This is a genomic window from Alphaproteobacteria bacterium, from assembly GCA_040218575.1.
Lineage (GTDB): Bacteria > Pseudomonadota > Alphaproteobacteria > JAVJRE01 > JAVJRE01 > JAVJRE01.
Genome location: JAVJRE010000007.1, coordinates 25,139 through 44,758, shown reverse-complemented (window position 1 = coordinate 44,758; position 19,620 = coordinate 25,139). Strand labels below are relative to the sequence as shown.

The 19,620-nt window shown below is 67.4% G+C and carries 18 protein-coding genes and 2 pseudogenes; 8 read left to right on the top strand and 12 right to left on the bottom strand.

All coding sequences use genetic code 11. The annotated features are described in order from the left end of the window. Positions 1 to 11: 11 nt before the first annotated feature. A pseudogene (locus RIE31_09660) lies at positions 12 to 867 on the top strand (sulfite exporter TauE/SafE family protein). Between the two features lie 11 nt (positions 868 to 878). Here the strand turns inward: RIE31_09660 and RIE31_09655 are convergent. Beyond that, complete coding sequence (locus RIE31_09655; protein MEQ8640852.1) at positions 879 to 1,982, bottom strand: hypothetical protein; 1,104 nt, start codon at positions 1,980 to 1,982, stop codon at positions 879 to 881. Between the two features lie 165 nt (positions 1,983 to 2,147). Between RIE31_09655 and RIE31_09650 the strand changes: the two genes are divergently transcribed. The 3 genes from RIE31_09650 (at position 2,148) to RIE31_09640 (ending at position 5,566) form a co-directional block, all read left to right on the top strand. After that, a complete protein-coding gene (locus tag RIE31_09650; GenBank protein ID MEQ8640851.1) occupies positions 2,148 to 2,939 on the top strand; it encodes an FkbM family methyltransferase in 792 nt (263 codons plus the stop codon). Between the two features lie 68 nt (positions 2,940 to 3,007). After that, a complete protein-coding gene (locus RIE31_09645; GenBank protein MEQ8640850.1) occupies positions 3,008 to 3,907 on the top strand; it encodes a methyltransferase domain-containing protein in 900 nt (299 codons plus the stop codon). Between the two features lie 123 nt (positions 3,908 to 4,030). Further along, positions 4,031 to 5,566 (top strand): trimethylamine methyltransferase family protein, encoded by a 1,536-nt coding sequence (locus tag RIE31_09640; protein ID MEQ8640849.1) that lies wholly within the window; start codon positions 4,031 to 4,033, stop codon positions 5,564 to 5,566. Between the two features lie 148 nt (positions 5,567 to 5,714). Here RIE31_09640 and RIE31_09635 read toward each other — a convergent pair whose 3' ends face one another. After that, positions 5,715 to 6,677 carry a YHYH protein gene (locus RIE31_09635; protein MEQ8640848.1) on the bottom strand — a complete coding sequence of 321 codons (963 nt, stop codon included), beginning with the start codon at positions 6,675 to 6,677 and terminating at the stop codon, positions 5,715 to 5,717. Between the two features lie 26 nt (positions 6,678 to 6,703). After that, positions 6,704 to 8,239 (bottom strand): amidohydrolase family protein, encoded by a 1,536-nt coding sequence (locus tag RIE31_09630; GenBank protein MEQ8640847.1) that lies wholly within the window; start codon positions 8,237 to 8,239, stop codon positions 6,704 to 6,706. Between the two features lie 207 nt (positions 8,240 to 8,446). Here RIE31_09630 and RIE31_09625 point away from each other — a divergent pair, with 207 nt between their 5' ends. Continuing rightward, on the top strand, positions 8,447 to 9,190 hold the full coding sequence (locus RIE31_09625) for an FkbM family methyltransferase (GenBank protein ID MEQ8640846.1): 744 nt from the start codon (positions 8,447 to 8,449) through the stop codon (positions 9,188 to 9,190). Positions 9,191 to 9,381: 191 nt separating this feature from the next. Here the strand turns inward: RIE31_09625 and RIE31_09620 are convergent, their stop codons facing one another. The 6 genes from RIE31_09620 to RIE31_09595 all read right to left on the bottom strand — a co-directional run bounded on the left by RIE31_09620 (position 9,382) and on the right by RIE31_09595 (position 14,545). Next, positions 9,382 to 9,699: a YciI family protein gene (locus RIE31_09620; GenBank protein ID MEQ8640845.1), complete on the bottom strand. Its 318-nt coding sequence runs from the start codon at positions 9,697 to 9,699 to the stop codon at positions 9,382 to 9,384. Between the two features lie 171 nt (positions 9,700 to 9,870). Then, a complete protein-coding gene (locus RIE31_09615) occupies positions 9,871 to 10,266 on the bottom strand; it encodes a heme-binding protein (GenBank protein ID MEQ8640844.1) in 396 nt (131 codons plus the stop codon). A 59-nt stretch (positions 10,267 to 10,325) separates the two neighbouring features. Next, positions 10,326 to 10,856, bottom strand: a complete 531-nt coding sequence (locus RIE31_09610) for a hypothetical protein (protein ID MEQ8640843.1) — start codon at positions 10,854 to 10,856, stop codon at positions 10,326 to 10,328. Positions 10,857 to 10,937: 81 nt separating this feature from the next. After that, on the bottom strand, positions 10,938 to 11,717 hold the full coding sequence (locus RIE31_09605; GenBank protein ID MEQ8640842.1) for a TIGR02466 family protein: 780 nt from the start codon (positions 11,715 to 11,717) through the stop codon (positions 10,938 to 10,940). Between the two features lie 73 nt (positions 11,718 to 11,790). Beyond that, positions 11,791 to 14,241 (bottom strand): xanthine dehydrogenase family protein molybdopterin-binding subunit, encoded by a 2,451-nt coding sequence (locus RIE31_09600; GenBank protein ID MEQ8640841.1) that lies wholly within the window; start codon positions 14,239 to 14,241, stop codon positions 11,791 to 11,793. Between the two features lie 160 nt (positions 14,242 to 14,401). Next, positions 14,402 to 14,545, bottom strand: coding sequence for a hypothetical protein (locus RIE31_09595; protein ID MEQ8640840.1), 144 nt, complete (start codon positions 14,543 to 14,545; stop codon positions 14,402 to 14,404). On the opposite strand from RIE31_09595, the gene RIE31_09590 reads away from it, so the two are divergent. Both RIE31_09590 and RIE31_09585 read left to right on the top strand, forming a co-directional pair. Next, on the top strand, positions 14,544 to 15,491 hold the full coding sequence (locus tag RIE31_09590) for a hypothetical protein (GenBank protein ID MEQ8640839.1): 948 nt from the start codon (positions 14,544 to 14,546) through the stop codon (positions 15,489 to 15,491). The two genes, RIE31_09595 and RIE31_09590, sit on opposite strands and share 2 nt — an antisense overlap. A 72-nt stretch (positions 15,492 to 15,563) precedes the next feature. Further along, positions 15,564 to 15,806: pseudogene (locus RIE31_09585) on the top strand (transposase). Between the two features lie 47 nt (positions 15,807 to 15,853). Here the strand turns inward: RIE31_09585 and RIE31_09580 are convergent. Further along, complete coding sequence (locus RIE31_09580) at positions 15,854 to 16,840, bottom strand: LLM class flavin-dependent oxidoreductase (protein MEQ8640838.1); 987 nt, start codon at positions 16,838 to 16,840, stop codon at positions 15,854 to 15,856. Positions 16,841 to 16,984: 144 nt separating this feature from the next. Between RIE31_09580 and RIE31_09575 the strand changes: the two genes are divergently transcribed. Beyond that, entirely contained in the window at positions 16,985 to 17,371 is a 387-nt protein-coding gene (locus tag RIE31_09575) for a DUF1761 family protein (protein ID MEQ8640837.1), read from the top strand. 33 nt (positions 17,372 to 17,404) lie between these two features. Here RIE31_09575 and RIE31_09570 read toward each other — a convergent pair whose 3' ends face one another. After that, complete coding sequence (locus RIE31_09570) at positions 17,405 to 18,850, bottom strand: MmgE/PrpD family protein (protein ID MEQ8640836.1); 1,446 nt, start codon at positions 18,848 to 18,850, stop codon at positions 17,405 to 17,407. A 13-nt stretch (positions 18,851 to 18,863) separates the two neighbouring features. Further along, entirely contained in the window at positions 18,864 to 19,607 is a 744-nt protein-coding gene (locus RIE31_09565) for an SDR family oxidoreductase (protein MEQ8640835.1), read from the bottom strand. Positions 19,608 to 19,620 lie beyond the last annotated feature (13 nt).

Here is a 19,620-nt window from a genome sequence, read left to right as displayed (position 1 = left end):
CTGTCGGCCGGATGTCCATCTATCTGCCCATCGCCCAGATATCCGAAAACCTGTTCGTATTGCTTGGGCTCGGCTTTTCCGTAGGCGCCCTCTACGGAGTGTTCGGCGTCGGCGGCGGGTTTCTCATCACGCCGCTGCTCATCCTGCTTGGCGTACCCTCTGCGGTCGCCGTCTCTACCAGCGCCAATCAGGTGGTTGGCACATCGGTCTCCGGCACCCTCGCCCACTGGCGTCGCGGCAATGTGGATTTCCGCATGGGCGGGCTGATGGTCTGCGGCGGCCTCGCCGGGTCTGCGCTCGGCTCATGGCTGTTTCATCTCCTGCACGTCATCGGTCAGTCGGACCTCGCCGTATCGCTGGCTTATGTGATGATGCTCGGCGCCATTGGCAGCCTGATGTTTGCCGAAAGCGCTACGGCGTTCTTGCGACGCCCGCGCGGTCGCCCGCAACCGATTCCTCTATATGAGCATTTATGCGCCACTCGGCCTCGGTCTGGCCGGCGGTATTCTGTCGGCGATCATGGGCGTCGGTGGCGGCTTCTTCCTGGTCCCGGCGATGATCTATCTGATCGGCATGCCAACCCGCATGGTGGTCGGCACCTCTCTCTTCCAGGTCATCTTTGTCACCGCCAACGTCACCTTCCTGCAGGCCGCAACCCTGCACACGGTGGACATTGTCCTGTCCGCCGTGCTGATCGTCGGTGGCGTGATTGGTGCGCAGTTCGGCAGCCGGCTGGGCGGACGGATGCGCGGCGAAGATACCCGCATCGTCCTTGCCCTGCTGGTCCTGATCGTCGCTGTCAGCCTGCTCTATGGCCTGCTGGCCAGGCCGGATAATCCCTACAGCCTGACTTCTGCTCTATCCTGACGGCCGCCGCCCTACTCCGCCGCCTGGCGACGCCGGTCGGTCAGGCGCACCGGGTTGGAATAGTAGTTGGCTTCGTCGCGGTCGCGGATCTCCCGCATCTCCTCGAACGTGCGGTCGCCCGCCTCCAGCATGGCGATGGCGCCATGCACGTCGGCTACCGCATCCTTCAGGGCCTGAATGATCTGCTGGCGATCTTCCGTGAAGGGCAGCTCTTCCAGCAACGTGCCGAGCTTGGCGCGACTGGTCCATGCCTTGTGGCGGGCCCAGTCCGTATAGCGGCCGCGCTTCTCGATCAGTGACTGCTCGTCGCTGAACGGGCCGCCCGGCACGGTCTTCACGAAGAACGTGCGGTTGGCGTCGGTGTAGCGCACGTCGCGCGACACATAGCTGTTGACCAGACTGGCGCGGAAGGCCGGCTGCTCCAGCCGTGAGGCGTGATGGAACACCGCGCAGCCCTGCATGAACACCGCATAGCCCGCGTCCTTGAAGTCCGGCGAGACGATACGGTCGGCCGGCAGTTCGCCCTTCTCTTCCAGCAGGCGCTTGCCCTCCTCGCGAGTGCCGAAGAAATACTCGAAACGGCCGCCCTGGATGGCCCGCGGATTGTGCAGCATCAGCACATAGTCGAGCGCCGTGATGTCGTGGTGCCACTTGTCCACCGGCAGGGTCACGTCGTCCGGGTTGAAGTTCATGTGGCCGAGCTGGTGCGGCAGGGTATGCGGCGCCAGCGGTACCTGAAACAGGTCGGAGAAATAGTCGGTCACCTCCGGCGCGTTGCAGAAGTCGCGCATGAAGCGCGAGCGGAAGATGGTGCCGCGCAGCACCGCAGGAATGCGGCTGTTGGAATTCTTGCGCATGAACGGCTTGAGCTGTTCGGCCACGCCCAGCATGGCCTTGACGCCCGCCGGCGACAGCAGGCGCACCGGCGTGGTCACGGCGATGGGCGAGGCGTAGCAGGCGGCCTGCTCCGCGGTATAGCCGAGCTCCTCCATGGTCCACACCCGCTCCGGCGCCTCCAGCGCCAGGTGGGCTCTGGCGTCGAAGGCCGGCTCGTCGGCCAGCCACTCATAACCCGGCGGCTGAACCTTGGGGAAAATGTCTGGATCGGCGAGCATGGCGGGTCTCCACTGGGCTGAATCTCCTGGCCGGACCGGGCTGGTCCCTGCCTGCCGGAGAACCTAGGGTGAGATGCCGGCCGGGACAAGCGCCACAGGCGCGCCGTCCACCCTGTCCCTTCGGAACGCCCGCTGGAACAGCCCCTGGAACGCCACATGCCGCCCATGACTCTTACGCTGCGGGCCCGCCTTACCTGGTGCGCCCACCTCTTCAAGGCCTGCGCCAAGCAATACCATCAGGAGCTGACCCCTCTGCTGACCGGGCTGATCCCGCCGGATGGCATCGTCCTGGATGTGGGCAGCCATGCGGGCCAGTTCGCCAAGCTGTTCGCGCGCATCGCCCGCCACGGCCACGTCCACGCCTTCGAGCCCGGCCGCTATGCCCTGTCCATCCTGCGCCGGACCCTGGCCTTTCATCGTCTGGCCAATGTCACCATCCACGCCCGCGGCTGCAGCGATACGCCGGGCCGACTGGCGCTGTCGGTGCCGGTCAAGGCCTCGGGCAGCATCGGCTTCGGTCTCGGCCACATTGCCTCGTCGCAGCCGGAGGCGGCCGGTCGCCGCACCCTGGAAGAGAGCATCGAGCTGACCACCGTGGACCACTTCGCCCACGGCCAGCGGCTTGCCCGGCTCGACTTCATCAAGGCCGACATCGAGGGCTGGGAGTTGCGTATGCTGGTCGGCGCCGCCGATACGCTCCGCCGGTTCCACCCGACCCTGCTGCTGGAGGTCCATGCCGGCCATCTGGCCCGCGCCGGCGACACGCCGCAGGCTCTGTTCACCTTCCTCGCCGACCTCGGCTACCGGGCCTTCCGCCTCGACCGGGCCGCTCTCTGCCTGCAGCCGGCCGCCGCCGCCATCGAGGGCGACATGATCTTTCTCGGCCCCGACACAGCCCGCCGGGTGGTGGCCGATGGCCGCCTGCTGTGCGGCGCCACCGCCACCTCACATGACTGACACGCACATGTGCGTCGCCAGCGGGCCCTGACGGCCCATACTTGTGGTGAACAGCAACGGAGCGTGTCATGAGCCAGGCCCCAACCGCCACCGCGCCGCCTGCCGCCGACCCCCCGGCCGGGCCGGCCGGCCCGAACGCCGCCATGCGTGAGTTCTGGGACGGCGAAGGCGGTGCCAAGTGGGTGCGCATGGCCGATGACGTGGAGGCCAGCCTGCAGCCCTTCGGCCGGGCCGCCATGGCGGCGCTGGCCATTGCTCCCGGCAACTCCCTTCTTGACGTGGGCTGCGGCTGCGGCGCCACCACCCTGGACCTGGCCGACCGCGCCGGCCCGGCCGGGCTGGCTCTGGGCGTGGACATCGCCGAGACCATGCTGGCCGAGGCGCGGCGGCGCGCGGCCAGGCGTCCCGCCGTGTCCTTCCGCCGCCTCGATCCGCAGACCGATCATCTGCCGCCGGCCACCTTCGACCGCGTCTATTCCCGTTTCGGCATCATGTTCTTCGACGATCCGGCGGCGGCCATGGCCAATCTGGCGCAGGCCCTCAGACCCGGCGGCCGCCTCGCCTTTGTCTGCTGGCAGGCGGCCGGCCTCAACCCGTGGATGCGCGCGCCGCAGGAGGTGGTGGCGCGCCACCTGACCATGCCAGAGCGGCCCGACCCCGACGCGCCCGGCCCCTTTGCCTTCGCCCACAGTGGGCGGCTGCGGAGTCTCCTGACCGCCGCCGGTTTCACCGATATCACCATAGACAGCCTGGAGCAGCCGCTGGTGGTCGCCGCCACCGTCGAACAGGCCGCCGACTCCGCCATGGACATGGGCCCGGCCAACCGCCTTCTCCTTGAAACCGGCGCCGCGCCAAAGGTCCGTCAGGCCCTGCTCAGCGATCTCCGGGATTTCTTCAGCCACCACCAGACCGCCCATGGCATCGCGCTGGATGCCGCCACCTGGGTTGTCGCCGGCCGCCGCCCCTGATTCGGGGCAAACCCGGGCCGGATCCCTGACCCGCCCGCCGCCGGCCGCACCGACACTCTTCTCACATTATCGCTGTCCCTATAGGGTGCGGGGGTCGCCCTCATTTTTCGGAGCCCCCCCCAAATGACCCGCACCCCCGCCGCCGGCCGCCGCCGCCGTCAGGACGCCCGCCCGACTGGCCTGACCGTGCGCCAGTTGCCCTGGGCCCAATACGCCAATCCCTATGAGCCCATGCGGGTGCTGTCCGACGACCAGATCGAGGACATCCACCGGGCCAGCCTGCGGGTGCTGAAAGAGACCGGCGTCGAGGTCATGGACCCGGAAGCCTGCCGCCTGCTGGCCGAGGCCGGCTGCGACGTCAATCATGAGACCGGCCAGGTGCGTTTCGAGGCGGACTTCATCGAGAGCAAGATCGCCCTGGCCCCGCCCACCTGGACCCTGCGGGCGCGCAATCCCGAGCGCACGGTCAAGGTCGGCGGCCGCAACATGATCTTCACGCCGGTCGGCGGTCCCGCTTTCATGAGCACCCTGGATACGGTGCGCCGGCGCGGCACCCATGCGGAGGCGAAGGACTTCATCCGCCTGACCCAGCATCTGAACATCCTGCACAAGGCCGGTTCCGGCTTCGTGCCGCACGACCTGCCGGCGGAAACCCGCGGCCTCGACATGGCCTATGACCATATCGTCCTGTCGGACAAGCCGCTCGGCGCATCGGCCCTGGGCCGCGCCGGCGCCATCCGCTCCATGGAGATGGCGGCTATCGCCTTCGGTGAAAGCATGGATGCGTTTGCGAAGCACACCAGCACCGCCGGCGTCGTCAACATGAACTCGCCGCTGCGCCTCGACAAGGAAATGAGTCAGGGACTGATCGCCCTCGCCCGCCACAACCAGGCGGTGATCTTCACGCCCTTTACGCTGTCCGGCGCCATGTGCCCGGTGAGCCTCGAAGGCGCCCTGGTGCAGCAGAATGCAGAGGCCATCATGGGCATCGCCCTGATTCAGACGGTGGCGCCCGGCGCCCCCTGCCTCTATGGCGCGTTCACCTCCAACGTGGACATGCGGACCGGTGCGCCGGCCTTCGGCACGCCGGAATATGCCCGCACCACCATCGCCTCGGGCCAGCTTATCCGCCGCTACAACCTGCCCTACCGCTCCAGCAACACCACCGCCTCCAACGCGCCCGATGCCCAGGCGGCCTATGAATCGGAAATGAGTTTGTGGGGCTGCGTGCTTGGCCACGTCAACTGGGTCAACCACGCCGCCGGCTGGCTCGAGGGCGGCCTCACCGCCAGCTTCGAGAAGCTGATTCTGGACGCGGAAATGCTGCAGATGAAGGTGGAGTTCATGAAGCAGTTCGACACCTCGGAGGAAAATCTCGGCGTCGAGGCCATCGCCGGGGTCGGCCCCGGCGGGCATTTCTTCGGCAGCCCGCATACCATCGCGCGCTACAACAGCGCCTTTTACGAGCCCATGGTCAGCGACTGGCGCAACTTCGAGAACTGGTCAGAGGACGGCGGCTTGACCGCCACCCAGCGGGCCAACGCCATCTGGAAGCAGATGCTCAAGGACTATGTGCAGCCGCCCCTGGACGAAAGCATCAGGGAAGAACTGGAAGCCTATGTGGCCAAGGGCAAGGAAGAGATCAAAAAGGCGGCTTAAGGAGTGGCTCCAAGGTTCGGCACAGATTCATTTGTGGCACATACAGAACGGATACGTCGCGCCACTGTTCGCTGAAGCCACCCCTGTCAGGCCTACCAGCCCAACCACAGTAAGATGTCTGCGATCACTTCCGTAAGCACCTCTATCGTCACCGTAGTTTCGCAAATGACGGGTGCGCCGTGCCCGCCAGGCATCTCAGCACCCATGGATAGGCATCGGTGACGTAATAGCCATACTGGCCGTTCACTGTCATGCCGTTGCACGGGTCCAGGTCGCCGCGGCCGGTGAATTCGTAATCATCCACATACATGCCGTCATAGAAGCCGCCGGGATCGCGCGCCGAAGACGGCCGCTCGCCCTTGCGCAGTTCATAGCCCGACACCGCCTTGCGCAGGGCGCCCGCCTCATCGCGGAACCAGCTTCCGTACACCGGAAAGCCATCAGCGGCGAAACCGATCACCGGCGAACCCTCCGCCGGTGGATGGTCGTCGAACAGGGCCATGGGATTGCCGTGATAGTGGTAGGAGCCATCGGGCTGGGTATGGGCGTTGTGCCGGTCGGCGCCGAAGCGATGGGATACGCCCACCGGGTCCAGCAACCATCGGCTATCCGCCTGACAACCAATGGCCACATTACCGTCGCGGTCGGCGCCCCGTTCATTCGGTCGGTAGCAACCGGCCGAAAGGATATCCAGCGGTACGCCGTTCAGCATAACCGCGTCATAGCTGCGGTGGGTCAGCGCCGTCGGCCGGGCCGCCGCCACTGGCCGGCGCGGGATTGTGAAGCTGTGCCCCACCTCCTGCACCCCATGGGCAAAACGCGCCGAGGCATCGTTGAAGTCGTGATTGGGAATATTGTTGGACAGCAGGCGGCAGCTTTCCTCGTCCGCGGTGATGACGACCGCCCCGGCGAAGGTAAGACCGCGCTGTATGTCCGCGGCGCGGCCGGTGGCGATGGTCACATGATCGGCGCAGTCGGCCGAGCGGTTGGTCAGGACCGCCGCCGTCAGGTCCCGCGCATCGGTGGCGGCGGCGATCCGCGCCTTCAACTCCGCCAGCACCGAGCTCTGCGCCAGCAATCCGCCGGAAATAAGCATAGCGGCGCCAGCCACTATCAGCGCCCGCAACCCTCGCGCCCTCATCGCTCTTCCTCCCAGCCCAGGTAGAACTTCTCCAGATAGGGCATCACCGCCGCCACATGGGCTTCGGCCTGCTCGGGCCGGGCCTGCGCCGCCATCACCTCATGGGCCTCGGCCAGCGCCGCCTTGAGGTCAAAGCGTGTGGGCAGGCCGCCGCGCAGCACCACCGCGCCGCCCACCAGCACCGTATCCACGTCGCCGGCCGCCGCCTTCATCACCAGCAGGTCGGCCATGTCCGCCTCCGCCGCCGCCCACGGTGATCGCACTCGCCGCGTGTCCAGCGTGATCACGTCGGCCAGCATACCGGGGGCCAGCCGGCCCAGCCGGTCCTCCATGCGGGCCAGCCTGGCGCCGCCCGCCGTCGCCATGTGCAGCAATTCGCGCGGCGCCGGCGCTGGCCCCGACAGGCGCGTGGTGCGGGCCAGCCGCGCCGCCAGCCGCATCTCCGCCCACATGTCCTCATCATCGTCCATGGTCGTGCCGTCCATGCCGATGGCCACGGTCACGCCGGCCGCGCGCATGGCGTTCAAGGGCATGGCGCCGTTGCGCAGACGCAGATTGGAGCCGGGGTTGTGACTCACCGCCGTACCCGTGGCCGCCAGAATCTCGATCTCCGCCGGGCTGCAGAACGTGGCGTGAGCCAGCGAGAAGCGCGGCCCCAGCACGCCGATATCGCCAAGCCATGCCACCGTCTCGCGGCCGCCGTGCTGGCGTCTGGCCCACTGCGCCTCGTACCAGCTTTCATTCACATGGGTCTGGATATTGCTGTCGTGGGCTTCCGCCGCCTCGGCGATGCGCTCCATGACGCCCGGGTGAATCCACTGCGGCCCCTGCGGCCCGTACCAGATGGCCAGGCGCGGATGCCCGGCCGTGTCGCGCGCCAACTGGTCCACCACGTCCAGCCAGTCACCGTCATCCATGATCGGCCCGGCCGGCAGCAGGGCCTGGGCGTGCGGCCGCACATTGGCCGGCAGGCCGGCGATGAAGTCATCGTCGGCATCCGGTCCGCCATGGACGATGCGGCTCTGGGTCTTGTGGCCCAGCGCAAAGAAAGCGCGAAGCCCCGCCTGCTCATAGCCAGCCAGCCTCGCCCGCGCCGCCCGCTCATAGGCCGCCGGCGACTGGGGCGGCCCCTGCCACACGTCCACCGCCGCCGTCACACCGGTCTGCAACAGTCGCGTCGCCGCCAGCAGACAGTCCAGCCGGTCGTCGGTCAGGCGGATACGCAGATGGTCCAGACACCACGGCTCCAGCAAGGCGTCGGACAGGCCGTGCTGCACCGCGCTGATGGCACTGGAATGGTGATGGCCGTTGATCAGCCCGGGCAGCACCGCATGGTCCGGCCCGCCGATGACCGAAGCCGCCGGATGGCGCGTGCGCAGCTCGGCCCACGGCCCGACCGCGCCGACCCGTTCGCCTTCGACCAGCACCGCGCCGTCGCGGATCACCGCATCGTCCGGCCCGCCGCCGGTGATCACCCATCCGCCACGCAGCAGAATGGCGCTCGCCCCGTCTTCACCCCGAACTTCAACCATGACGCACGGTCCCCCTGTCACGCCCCTAACGGCGCATCATGCCGGCTTTGCGGTGTGCCGTCAGCGCCCGTCTGACCTGCCGGATGCCGTGACCGGGGTTGTCGGCTTTGGCCTTGCTGGCTATACCGGCCTTGCGGCTCCCCCGCCCTCTCCCCCGAGGACAGAGTTCTGCCTGACAGCGCCGGCCAATCCCCCACGCCTGGCGCCGTGCCGCGCGCGCCGCTGGAGGAACGACTCAAGCACGCCCTGGTGCCGCCGTCTCTCTACATCCGTTATCGCGCCTGGAAGGAGCGGCTCAAGGGCGAGGCCGAGATCGCCCTGCTGCCCTCTCTGGTGGACCCGTCGCGCAGTGCGGTGGACGCCGGCGCCAACAAAGGCGTCTACAGCTTCGTGCTGTCGCGTCTGTGTCCGCATGTGCACGCCTTCGAGCCCTATCCCAAAATGCTGGACGTGCTGCGCCGCACCGCCCGGCGCAATGTCACCGTGTGGTCCATGGCGCTGTCGGATCAGGCCGGCGAAGCGACCTTCCGTGTGCCGCGCCGTGACGATGGCGGGCTGTCCAATCAGGGTGGCTCCCTCAGTCGGGAGAAAGTCAGCGGCGACCACCTTGCATTGAACGTGGCGACTGTCCGCCTGGATGATCTGGACCTGGGGCCGGTCGGCTTCATGAAGATCGACGTGGAAGGCAGCGAGATGCAGGTGCTCGACGGCGCCCGCGCCACCATCGAACGGCACCGGCCGACCCTGCTGATCGAGATCGAGGAAGGCCATTCCGGTATCCCCCTGGCCGACGCCATCGGCCGCGTCGAGTCGCTCGGCTATGACGCCTCATACTATGACCGTGGCCAGCGCCGGCTGCGGCCCTTCGCCGACTATGACCCGGCGGCGCTGGGCATTCACGGCTCGCGCGACTATGTGTTCAACTTCGTCTTTCAGCCGGTTGCCGGGTGATTTTCAGTTGCCCGTCCGCTGGTCGAGCATATTCTCGGCGCCGTGCGGCAACTGAATGCCGCTCTTACATGACCGGTGGCATGCCGGTCTTACATGATCGGTGCGGACTGACACGCGGCGGCGGGCCGGATTGGTTTCTCCGGCCGCGCCGTACTCCACCGCGGTTCAGGTATTGAGGATTGGCCTGCGGCCTACATCTCCATGTCCATGGCCTCGGCCACTTCAATTGTGCCGCCGTTCTTCACGTGCGGACAGGGTTTGGCCATGGCCACCGCCGCGTCCAGGCTGGCGGCCTTGACCACCGTAAAGCCGGCAATCGGATTGGCCCCACCGTCCTTGGTGACGCCCTTGGCGCTCACCGTGTGCGACTTGCCGACCGGCTTGCCGGGGTCAACCACCGCATCGCCAAGGCCACTCATCCAGGCGCGCCACTCCTTCATCAGCTTGGCGCCCTCCTCAGGACTGCTGGGGCGCGTGCCGCCGTGATAGGCGAAAACAAACTCGGGCATGGCCTTCTCTCCTGTTGCAGATGCCGCGGCAGGTCGCAGCGGTTCAGGACAGGAGTGTGACAGGAATCTTAATGTAAGCAAATGCCTACATAATGAAGCGGTGCCTTCTCACGAAACCGTGTTCAGGGTCCGGATATCGCGGTATCGGGCAAAACGCCGGAACACCGGCCGCTACAGCGTCGCCACTCCGGCGCGGGCACAGTCCTCGTCCTCCTGCGACGAGGCTCCGCCGACGCCGCAGGCGCCGATGCAGACGCCCTCGCGAAAGATCGGCACGGCGCCCTGGCCAAGGATCATGTGGCCGCCCTCGGCGGCGACGATGCCACGCAGGATCGGATGGTCCGCCCGCTCCGCCATGTCGCCGCTCGGCACCTGCATGGCGGCGGACGCAACCGCCTTGCCCTGGCTGCCATAGACACTGCCCCACTTGGTGCCGTCCATGCGCTGGAACGCCAGCAGCCGGCCGCCGGCGTCGCATACCGCGACACTGACCCGCAGCTTGAGCACTTCGGCCCGGGCGATGGCGCCACCGATGACGCGATTGGCTTCCTCAAGGGTCAGAAACACGGCTTGCTCCGTTAGTGGCCTGCGGGCCATATGAGCCGCTGAAACAATCGAGAGTCCTGTCAGTCTGACAGCGGCCGGTTGTCGCTGCAATTGGTCGGTGTCGAGCAGCTCGACACACCGCAGTGCGCCGCCATGCCCCAGACATCTTCCGGCACCGGACCGAACCGCTCCTCGTAGCGCTTCTTGGTGTCCTCATAGGCGTCCAGCAGGACCTGCCGATCGTCGCTGCCGCGCACGCCCAGATAGGGAAAGTGGTGCAGCATGTGGCCGAACACCGTCTGCATGTCCGCGTGATATTTTTCCGTGTCCAGAATGTGCTGGTGCCAGATGATATCGATGTTGCGGCTGGGCGCGGTGATCCGGCCATCGCCCAGAAGCGACAAGGTCAGGAACTTGCGGTATTCCTCGCAAACCCGAACCGTCTGCGCCACCGTCCAGTCCACCTCGTGGCTGCTCTCCGATTCGGGATCGGTCAGCTTCCACACCATCGGCCCCAGATTGATGTTGCGAATGGTCTCCGGAATACGCTCGTCCTGGCTGACGACGGTGCCGCCGGGCCGGTTCCTGAAATCGCCGTTTCCAGCAGTCATGCTCCACGCCTCCTCGTTCACGCCCCTGTTAATTGTACTTCGGTAGTGTTTGCCGTCCGTCCCCCATGGCTCGCCTGCGCCCTATCCCCGCCGCTCCGGCGCCCCCAGCTTCAGGTTGAAGGCGATGGAAATGCGCGTGCCCTTGCCGCGGAACGGATTGACGTAGTGATAGATCCAGCTCGGGAACATCACCATCATGCCGGGCTGCGGCCGGAAGCTCAGCTTGCTGGTGAAGGGCGCGCCGACCAGAGTGCCGGATTCGCCGTTCGGTCGGGGATCGAGGAACTCGATGGTGCCGCTGTCGGGCGCCGACTTGTCGCTTGATCCGGTGGCCACGTAATAGACCCCCGACCAGGTGCTGCCCATGTGGTTGTGGACCTTGTGATAGGCCCGGTCCCGCGACACATTGGCCCACGCCTCCGCCGCCACCACGGGAAAGCTGAGCGGGCTGGCGGTAGTGTCCGACACCACATTGGACATGTACTGCACCGCCTCGAAGATCATCTGGCGCAAAGTCTGAATCTCCGGCTCCGGCCAGGCCAGCAGGTCGGTCTCCGAATGCCAGCCGTCCACCAGGCTCACCTGCTTGCCGGGTTTGCGCTTCTCATGTTCCTGGACGATGCGCCGCAGGGCCGTGTTGAGCGCTTCCGTATTGTCGAAGTGGTGCTGCAGGATCGGTGTCGGAAAGGCCAGATGCACGTCGGCGATCATCATGCGGTTCCAGCCCGCCGCCGGGTTGGGCCGGGGGCCACCCGTGCCCGCCCCGCCCGTGCCTGCCGCACCCGTGCCGGCCGGTTTGCCCGCCGCACCCGCGCCCGCCGTGGTGCCTGCCGTGTCCGCGCCGCGCGGCTCCTGTGCCATGCCTGCCTCCTGCCGGTCCTGCCGTCTGTGGGCCCTGTCTTTTGCCGGCCCTGCCTCCTGCCGGTCCTGCCGTCTAGCGCTCCGGCTCCTCGCCCGCGTCGCCGGCCGCCGCCTGCGGTGCCTTGCCGCCGGCATAGGGCGATGTGTCGAAGCCGGTCGCCGCGTCCTCCGACGGTTCGCCGCGCCGTGCCGCCTCAATCGCCTGCCATACCCGGGCCGGTGTCGCCGGCATGTTGATGTGCGCCACTCCCGCCTCGGCCAGGGCGTCCACCAGGGCGTTCATTACCGCCGGCAGAGAGCCCGAACAGCCCGCCTCGCCACAGCCCTTGGCGCCCAGCGCATTGGTCTTGGTGGGTACCGGATGCTCGGCGAACACGAAGTTGGGGATCAGGTCGGCCCGTGGCAGGGCATAGTCCATGAACGAACCGGTCAGCGGCTGGCCGTCCTCGGAATAAACCACGTGCTCGGTCAGCGCCTGGCCGATGCCCTGGACGACGCCGCCATAGACCTGGCCCTCCACCAGCATGGGGTTCACGCTGGTGCCGAAATCATCGACCACCGCATAGGCCACCAGCTCCGTCACGCCGGTCTCCGGGTCCACTTCCACCTCCGCCACGTGGGCGCCATTGGGGAAGGTGTTGGGACCTGGTGTGTGAATCAACGAGACGTCGAGGCTCTGCGGCACGTCGGCTGGCAGGTCGCGGGCCTGGCGGAGCTGCGCCGCCAGATCCATCAGGCCGATGGCCCGGTCGGTGCCGACGATCCGGAAGGCGCCGTCCTTGAACTCGATATCGTCGGCCGCCGCCTCCAGCATGTGGCCGGCCGCCTTGCGCCCCTTCTCCACTACCTCGCGGCTGGCCTCGATGAAGGCGCCGCCCGCCGCCACCATGGAGCGCGAGCCGCCGGTGCCGCCGCCGTCGCGGATTTCATCGGTGTCGCCCTGGCGATAGCGGATGCGCGCCGGATCGACTCCCAACTGGTCGGCGACCACCTGGGCGAAGCTGACCGCGTGGCCCTGGCCGTTGTCCTGGGTGCCGGCGCGGATGATCAGGTCGCCGTTCTCGGCGAACTCGATCTCGCCCAGTTCCTTGCCGCCGCCGGCGGCCACCTCCAGATAGCTCGCCAGGCCGATGCCGCGCAGCTTGCCGCGGCCCTTGGCCGCAGCCTTGCGGGCGGCGAATCCGGCCCACTCTGAAACCTCTAGTGCTTTATCAAGAACACCATGGAAGTCGCCGCAATCATAGGTTAATCCGCTCGGTGTCTTGTATGGGAATGCATTGGCCGGGATGAAGTTCCGGCGGCGCAGTTCCAGCCGGTCACGGCCGGTGTCGCGCGCCGCCTGGTCGATCAGCCGCTCCATCATGTAATTGGCTTCCGGCCGGCCGGCGCCGCGATAGGCCGCTATCGGCGTCGCGTTGGTGATGACGCACTTGGTGGTTACCGCCACCGCCGGCACCGTATAGACGCTGACCATATTGCGCAGAAAGCTGAGCGTCGGGATGAACACGCCGCCGCCCAGCGCCTGCGCGCCCACATCGCCCAGGCCGTCGAAGCGCACAGCGGTGATTTTGCCATCCGCGTCCAGGGCCATGGCGGCATCCACCAGGCTGGCCCGTCCGTGATGGTCCGACAGGAAGCTGGCCGAGCGGTCGTCGCACCATCTGACCGGCCGGCCGAGATCGCGGGCGGCGAACATGACGCTGACGTCCTCGGGATAGTCCGGCGCCTTCATGCCGAACGAGCCACCCACATCGCCAGTGATGATGCGCACCTGCGACGGTTTCACGTGAAACACCTGCTCGGCCAGGAAAATCTGGTAGTGGCTGACGCCCTGGCTTTCGCACCACAGGGTCCAGTGCTGGCGCGCGCTGTCATACTCGGCCACCGCCGCGCGTGGCTCCATCGGCGCGACCACCACACGATTGTTGTGCAGCCGGAGGCGCGTCACATGAGCCGCGCTGGCCATGGCCTTTTCCACCGCCGCCAGGTCGCCGCCCAGATAGTCAAAGACGATATTGCCGGGCACCTCGTCCCAGATCTGCGGCGCGCCGGGCTTCGCGGCAGCGGCCATATCGGTGACCGCCGGCAGCGGCTCGATGTCGGGCAGCACCGCTTCCGCCGCGGCTCGCGCCTGGGCCAGGGTCTCGGCCACCACCACGGCGATGGGCTCGCCCACATAGCGCACCTTGTCGCGGGCCAGGATTTTCTGTGCCGGGCTGGCGATCAGCGTGCCGTCGCGATTGGCCACACCGCTGGCGCTGGGCAGGTCGCCAAGACCGGCGGCGGCCAGGTCGGCGCCGCTATAGACCGCCAGAACGCCGGCCATCCCTCGCGCCTGCTCGCTGTCGATGCCGCGCAGATAGCCGTGAGCGACGGACGAGCGGACGATTACCGCGTGTGCCTCGCCCGGCCGGTGAACATCGTCCGTGTAGCGACCGCCGCCGGTGATGAGGCGCGGATCTTCCGTACGGGGCACCGGCTGGCCAACGCCGAACTTGTAGGACGGCGGCAGGGTATCAGGCATGAGGGGCTCCGCGGATATCGGCTGAAGGGAACTGAAGGGGTCCGGCCAGAATGCCATGGCCTCGCCCGGGCGGAAACCGCCGACGCGGCGGCGCGACCCCCGACAGCCAGACCGGCGGCCAGGGTCCAGCAGCGGCGATGCAGCATGGCCCGGCCACGTGCTAATCTGCGGCCATGAAGGAGCCCGCCCGCAGGAAGAAAACACCGGCCGAGCGCCGCACCGTCAGGCCAGTGCCGGCAGCGACGCCGGCCGCCAGACGGGCCGCGGCGCAGGCGGTCAGCGTGGAGCTTGCCGGCGCGGTCATGACCGTCGCCGGCGACCTGCCGCGGGCCCTGGTAGTGACCGCGGACGACGGGCTGGACCGGCTGCCGGACGGACCATTAAATCCACATGAACACAAAACATTGGACCGTGGTCTTAGAGCATTAGTTGAATATCAGACCGGGCTGCGTCTGGGCCATGTAGAGCAGCTCTATACCTTTGGTGATCGTTTCCGCACGGCCGGCGAACACAGTGGAGGCGCACGCACCGTAGCAGTGGGCTATGTGGCGCTGGCCCGTCAGTCGGCCCTGGCCGCGCAATCGGCCGCCCGCTGGCAAAGCTGGTACGATTACCTGCCATGGGAGGACTGGCGGGCGGAACGACCGCCCGTGCTGGACCAGGTGATCGCACCGGCGCTGCGGGAATGGGCCGGAGAAGCCACCACCGCAGCCGGCCGGCGCGAGCGCGACGAACGCCTGTCCATCGCCTTCGCCATCGACGGCGGCAGCTGGGACCCGGAACGGGTGCTGGAACGCTACGAACTGCTGTACGAGGCGCGGCTGATTGCCGAAGCCCGGCGTGACGCGGCTAGCCCCGGCGAACCGGCGCGGGCAGAACCGTCGGCGGCGCATCAGACGGGCCAGGCCATGCATGGGGACAACCGGCGTATCCTGGCCACGGCCATCGGCCGCCTGCGCGGCAAGGCGAAATACCGGCCGGTTATTTTCGAACTGCTGCCGGAGACCTTCACCCTGCTGGCCCTGCAACAGGCGGTGGAGGCCATCGCCGGCGTACGGCTGCACAAGCAGAACTTCCGCCGCCTGGTGCTCAACGGCGGCCTGGTGGAGACGACCGGACGCCAGGCCCGTCAGGACGCCGCAGGCAAAGGCGGCCGGCCAGCGGCGCTGTTCCGTTTCCGCCGCGAGGTCCTGCGCGAACGCACCGCTACCGGCGTCGGCATACCGATCCTGCGGCCGCCTGGCGGCTAGGGCCGATCCTGCGGCCGCCTGGCGGCCAGGGCCGATCCTGCGGCCGCCTGGCCACAAAGCGGCGGTCTCTCGGAACCCGGCAGCCCGTGGGAGAACGGCTACTGCGAGTCCTTCTACGGAAAGCTCCGCGACGAACTCTTGAATGGCGAGATCTTCTACAGCCTGAAGGAGGCCAGGATTGTGATCGAGCAATGGCGCAAGCACTACAACACCAAGCGGCTGCATTCGGCGCCGGGCTATCGGCCACCGGCACCGGCACCGGGAACCCGGGTCGAAGGAACGCCCGATCAGGCCTTCCAACGCAGGCAAATCTAACTCAGATGCCGGTATCGTTAGTGGGGGCGGCCACAATAGCGGCTGCTCTAACTTAGACCCATCGCTCCGGCCAGCAGCTCGAAAGAGCGCACCCGCGCCTCATGGTCCCACACCGCCGCCGACACCATCAGTTCATCGGCGCCGGTGGCCTCGATCAGCCGCGTCAGGCGGTCCCTGATGGTCGCCGACGAACCATAGAAGGAACAGGCCAGCATGGCTGACGCCTGTTCCTTCTCCATGGGCGACCAGAAGTCCTCGATGTCGTCTATCGGCGGCGGCAGACGGCCGCGAGTGCCGCGCACCATGCGGGTGAAGGTCTGCTGCGGCGTGGTGAAGAGCCGCCTCGCCTCGTCCTCGCTGTCGGCGACGACGGCGCCGCAGCCGACCATCACGTAGGGTCTGGCGAGCTGGGCCGACGGCTCGAACCGCTCACGGTAGAGCGACACCGCCTGCATCAGCGCCTGCGGCGCAAAGTGCGACGCGAAGGCATAGGGCAATCCCAGCATGGCGGCAAGCTGGGCGCCGTACAGGCTGGAGCCCAGTATCCACAGCGGCACATTGGTGTTCTCACCGGGGATGGCATGGATCGCCTGGCCTTCCCGCGGCGGGCCAAGCAGGGCCTTCAGCTCCATCACGTCCTGGGGGAAAGACTCGGCTGATTCAGGCCCGCGCCGCAAAGCCCGCAAGGTGCGTTGATCAGTGCCCGGGGCACGGCCAAGGCCGAGGTCTATACGCCCCGGAAACAGCGTCGCCAGGGTGCCGAACTGCTCGGCGATGACCATGGGCGAATGATTCGGCAACATGACGCCGCCGGAACCGACCCGGATCGTCCTGGTGCCGCCGGCGACATGACAGATGCACACGGCCGTGGCGGCACTGGCGATGCCGGCGAGGTTATGGTGTTCGGCCAGCCAGAAACGGGTATAGCCCGCGGCCTCGGCATGGCGCGCCAGGTCCAGCGCGTTGGCCAGCGCATCGGCCGGGGTGAAGCCTTCGCCGATATAGGCGAGATCGAGAACGGAGAGTTTTGTCACGGCGTCACTCTATCGCACGCGCCCGGTCATGCCAGCCGTCGCCGCTGCGCCATGGGTGGGTCGCTGTCTTGCCTGCGAACTCCCTTGCCGGCGCCCGGCAAAATAGGCAGACTCCCCGTGTCTATCCGGCGGGGGGAGCAGGCCATGATGGAAATAACCGCAGGCGTCAACTGGCTGGCGGTCGTCGTCGGCGCGGTGGCGGCGTTCCTTCTTGGCTCGCTTTGGTTTTCGCCCATGCTGTTCGGCAAGAAGTGGGCGGCCGGCGTCGGGGTCGAACTGGGCAGCGCCGCGTCCATGCCGGTCGCCGCCATGGTCACCCAGGCCATCGGGCTGTTTCTGGTGGCGTGGGTCGTGGGAGTCACCGCGACGCAGAATGCGCTGCTGACCCTCATCCTGATCACCCTCGCGTTCACGGTGATGGCCATGAGCAATGGCATGTTCGTAAAGAAAAGCGGCTATGCGGTCACCGTCGAGGCCGGCTATTCGATCGCGGTGGTGGCGGTGATGTTTGTGGCCCAGGCCATTCTGTAGCCTGGCGGATTGCGGCAATCACGCGGCCCGCAATCAGCCGGTCTGCACCCGCTGCGCCAGCAGGCTGGCGTCGGACAGCTCCAGAACACTCCACGCCGTAGCGATCAGGCGGTCCTGTGCCGCAGGGTCAAGAGCCCCGTCACAGCAACTGCGAAGCTTGTCTTCGACATCCCTGTCGCTCAGCGGGTTTTCCGGCCCGCCACGATAGCGTTCGTCGGCCCAGCCGGCGGCGGTCCGCCCATCGGTCAGGCCGATCTCCATACGCGAGCGCATGCGGTCGAAGCCGGCCGCCTCAATCTGCGGGTCCAGCGCGGTGCGGATGCGGCGCTGCATCGCCTGCATGGCGGCACTGGCCACGAAATCATCGCTGAACTCCCGCTTTCCCGCACGGCCCGTCAGGGCGATCATGGCCAGCGCCGCCGGCAGCGAGAACTTCGCCTGCAGATGATTGGCCGCCACGGGATAGCGGATCGGATTGAGGATATTGCTGCCGGCATAGACCGTTATTGAGTCTATTCTGTCCGCTGTGATCGCATGGTCGCGCATCAGCCGGCCCATGAGATCGAGCGTGGGGTGGGTCAGCACGCCGCACGGATAGGGCTTTATGCTGACGCCCGGTTCGGTAATGGACCATGTACGGCCGAAGCCCTGAGCAAGCTTGTGGGGCGACAGACCGCCGCCGGTGACGGCCATGAAGCCCCACGGCCCGTCCAGTGCGTCGGGGTCGGCGGTGAAACCACGGGCGGCCAGTCGAACGGCGGTCACGCCGTTCTCCGCAGCGCGTCCCACATGGAGCGGCTTTGTCATGGTGCCGAAGTTGGCCCGGATTCCCGACGCCAGGCTGGCGGTGATGCCGAGAGCGTGGCGCAGGGTTTCATCCGCCAGCCCCAGCAGCTTCGCCGCCGCGGCACAGGCACCGAAGGCGCCGACGGTGCCGCTTGAATGGAAGCCGCGCAGATAATGCTGCGGCAGCATCCACTCGGACAGCTTCATCTCCACTTCCATGCCGGTCAGCAAGGCCAGCATGAAGTGGCGGCCATCAACCGCCCGGCCCGTCCGCGCCTGCGCCTGAACCACAGACAGGGCGGCGGCCAGGGGCGGTATGGTCGGGTGGGTGAGAAGGCCATAGACATGCTCCGGATCGGTACTGACCTGACTGTCATCCCAATCGTGAGCATGACCCGCCGTTCCCAGCACACGCGCCGCGTCAGGCGCCGGCACCCATGTCTCTCCGGCGCCGAGCAACAGGGCCTCCGGCCGGCCAGCGCGATCCGCCGCGTCGGCCGCCAGAATGCGGACGGTTGACTCCTCACCGCCGGCGACGATCAGGCCAAGACCGTCCAGCAGGCAGCGCCGGCCGATCCGAACGGCCTCTTGCGGCAGGTCAGAGAATCCCACGTTCTGAATGAACGCCGCCGCGTCGGCAGTGACGCTCGACGCCACGGCCGGGTCAGCAAAGGGATTGACGGCTTTGGCCACGGCCGGGCCGCCGTCAGGTCTGACCGCCGCCATTGACGGCGATCATCTGGCCGGTGGTGAAGCCGCCATCGTCGGAAACCAGATAGCCGACCAGAGCGGATACCTCCCGGGCATATCCCATGCGACCGAGCGGCAGACGAGCCGCCATGTCCGTCGCCTGACCAAGGGGCGTCGTGTCGTCGTCCTGACGGATGGGGCCGGGCGATATAGCGTTGACGGTGACGCCGGCGGCCCCGAACTCTTTGGCCAGCGCCTTGGTCATGCCCCACACGCCATGTTTGGCGACTGAGACGTGGACCTTGCCGGCGTGACCATGCATGGCGTTCATGCCGGTGAAATTGACGATCCGGCCCCAGCCGGCGTCCACCATGCCCGGCAGGACGGCGCGCGACAGATAGAAAGCGCCATCCAGGTCCACCGCCAGGACGCGACGCCACTGGTCGTCGCTCAGATCAAGGAAAGGGGAATCGGGCCGGATCGCGGCGTTGTTGACCAGCACATGGATGGAGCCGAAGGCCCGCAACGCTTCATCGGCCATGCGCGCGGCCGCGGCGGCATCGCCCACATCACCCATGACGACGAGAGACTCAGAACCACGCGCCCTCACCTCACCGGCCACCTGTTCGCAGGCGGCCCTGTCGCGCGAGCCGTTGACCGCGACGGCGAAGCCACGATCCGCCAGGTCCAGAGCAATGGCCCGGCCAATATTGCGCCCCGCGCCGGTGACGAAGGCGCTCGGGCGATCCGGTCGAGGCATGACGAGGCTCCTG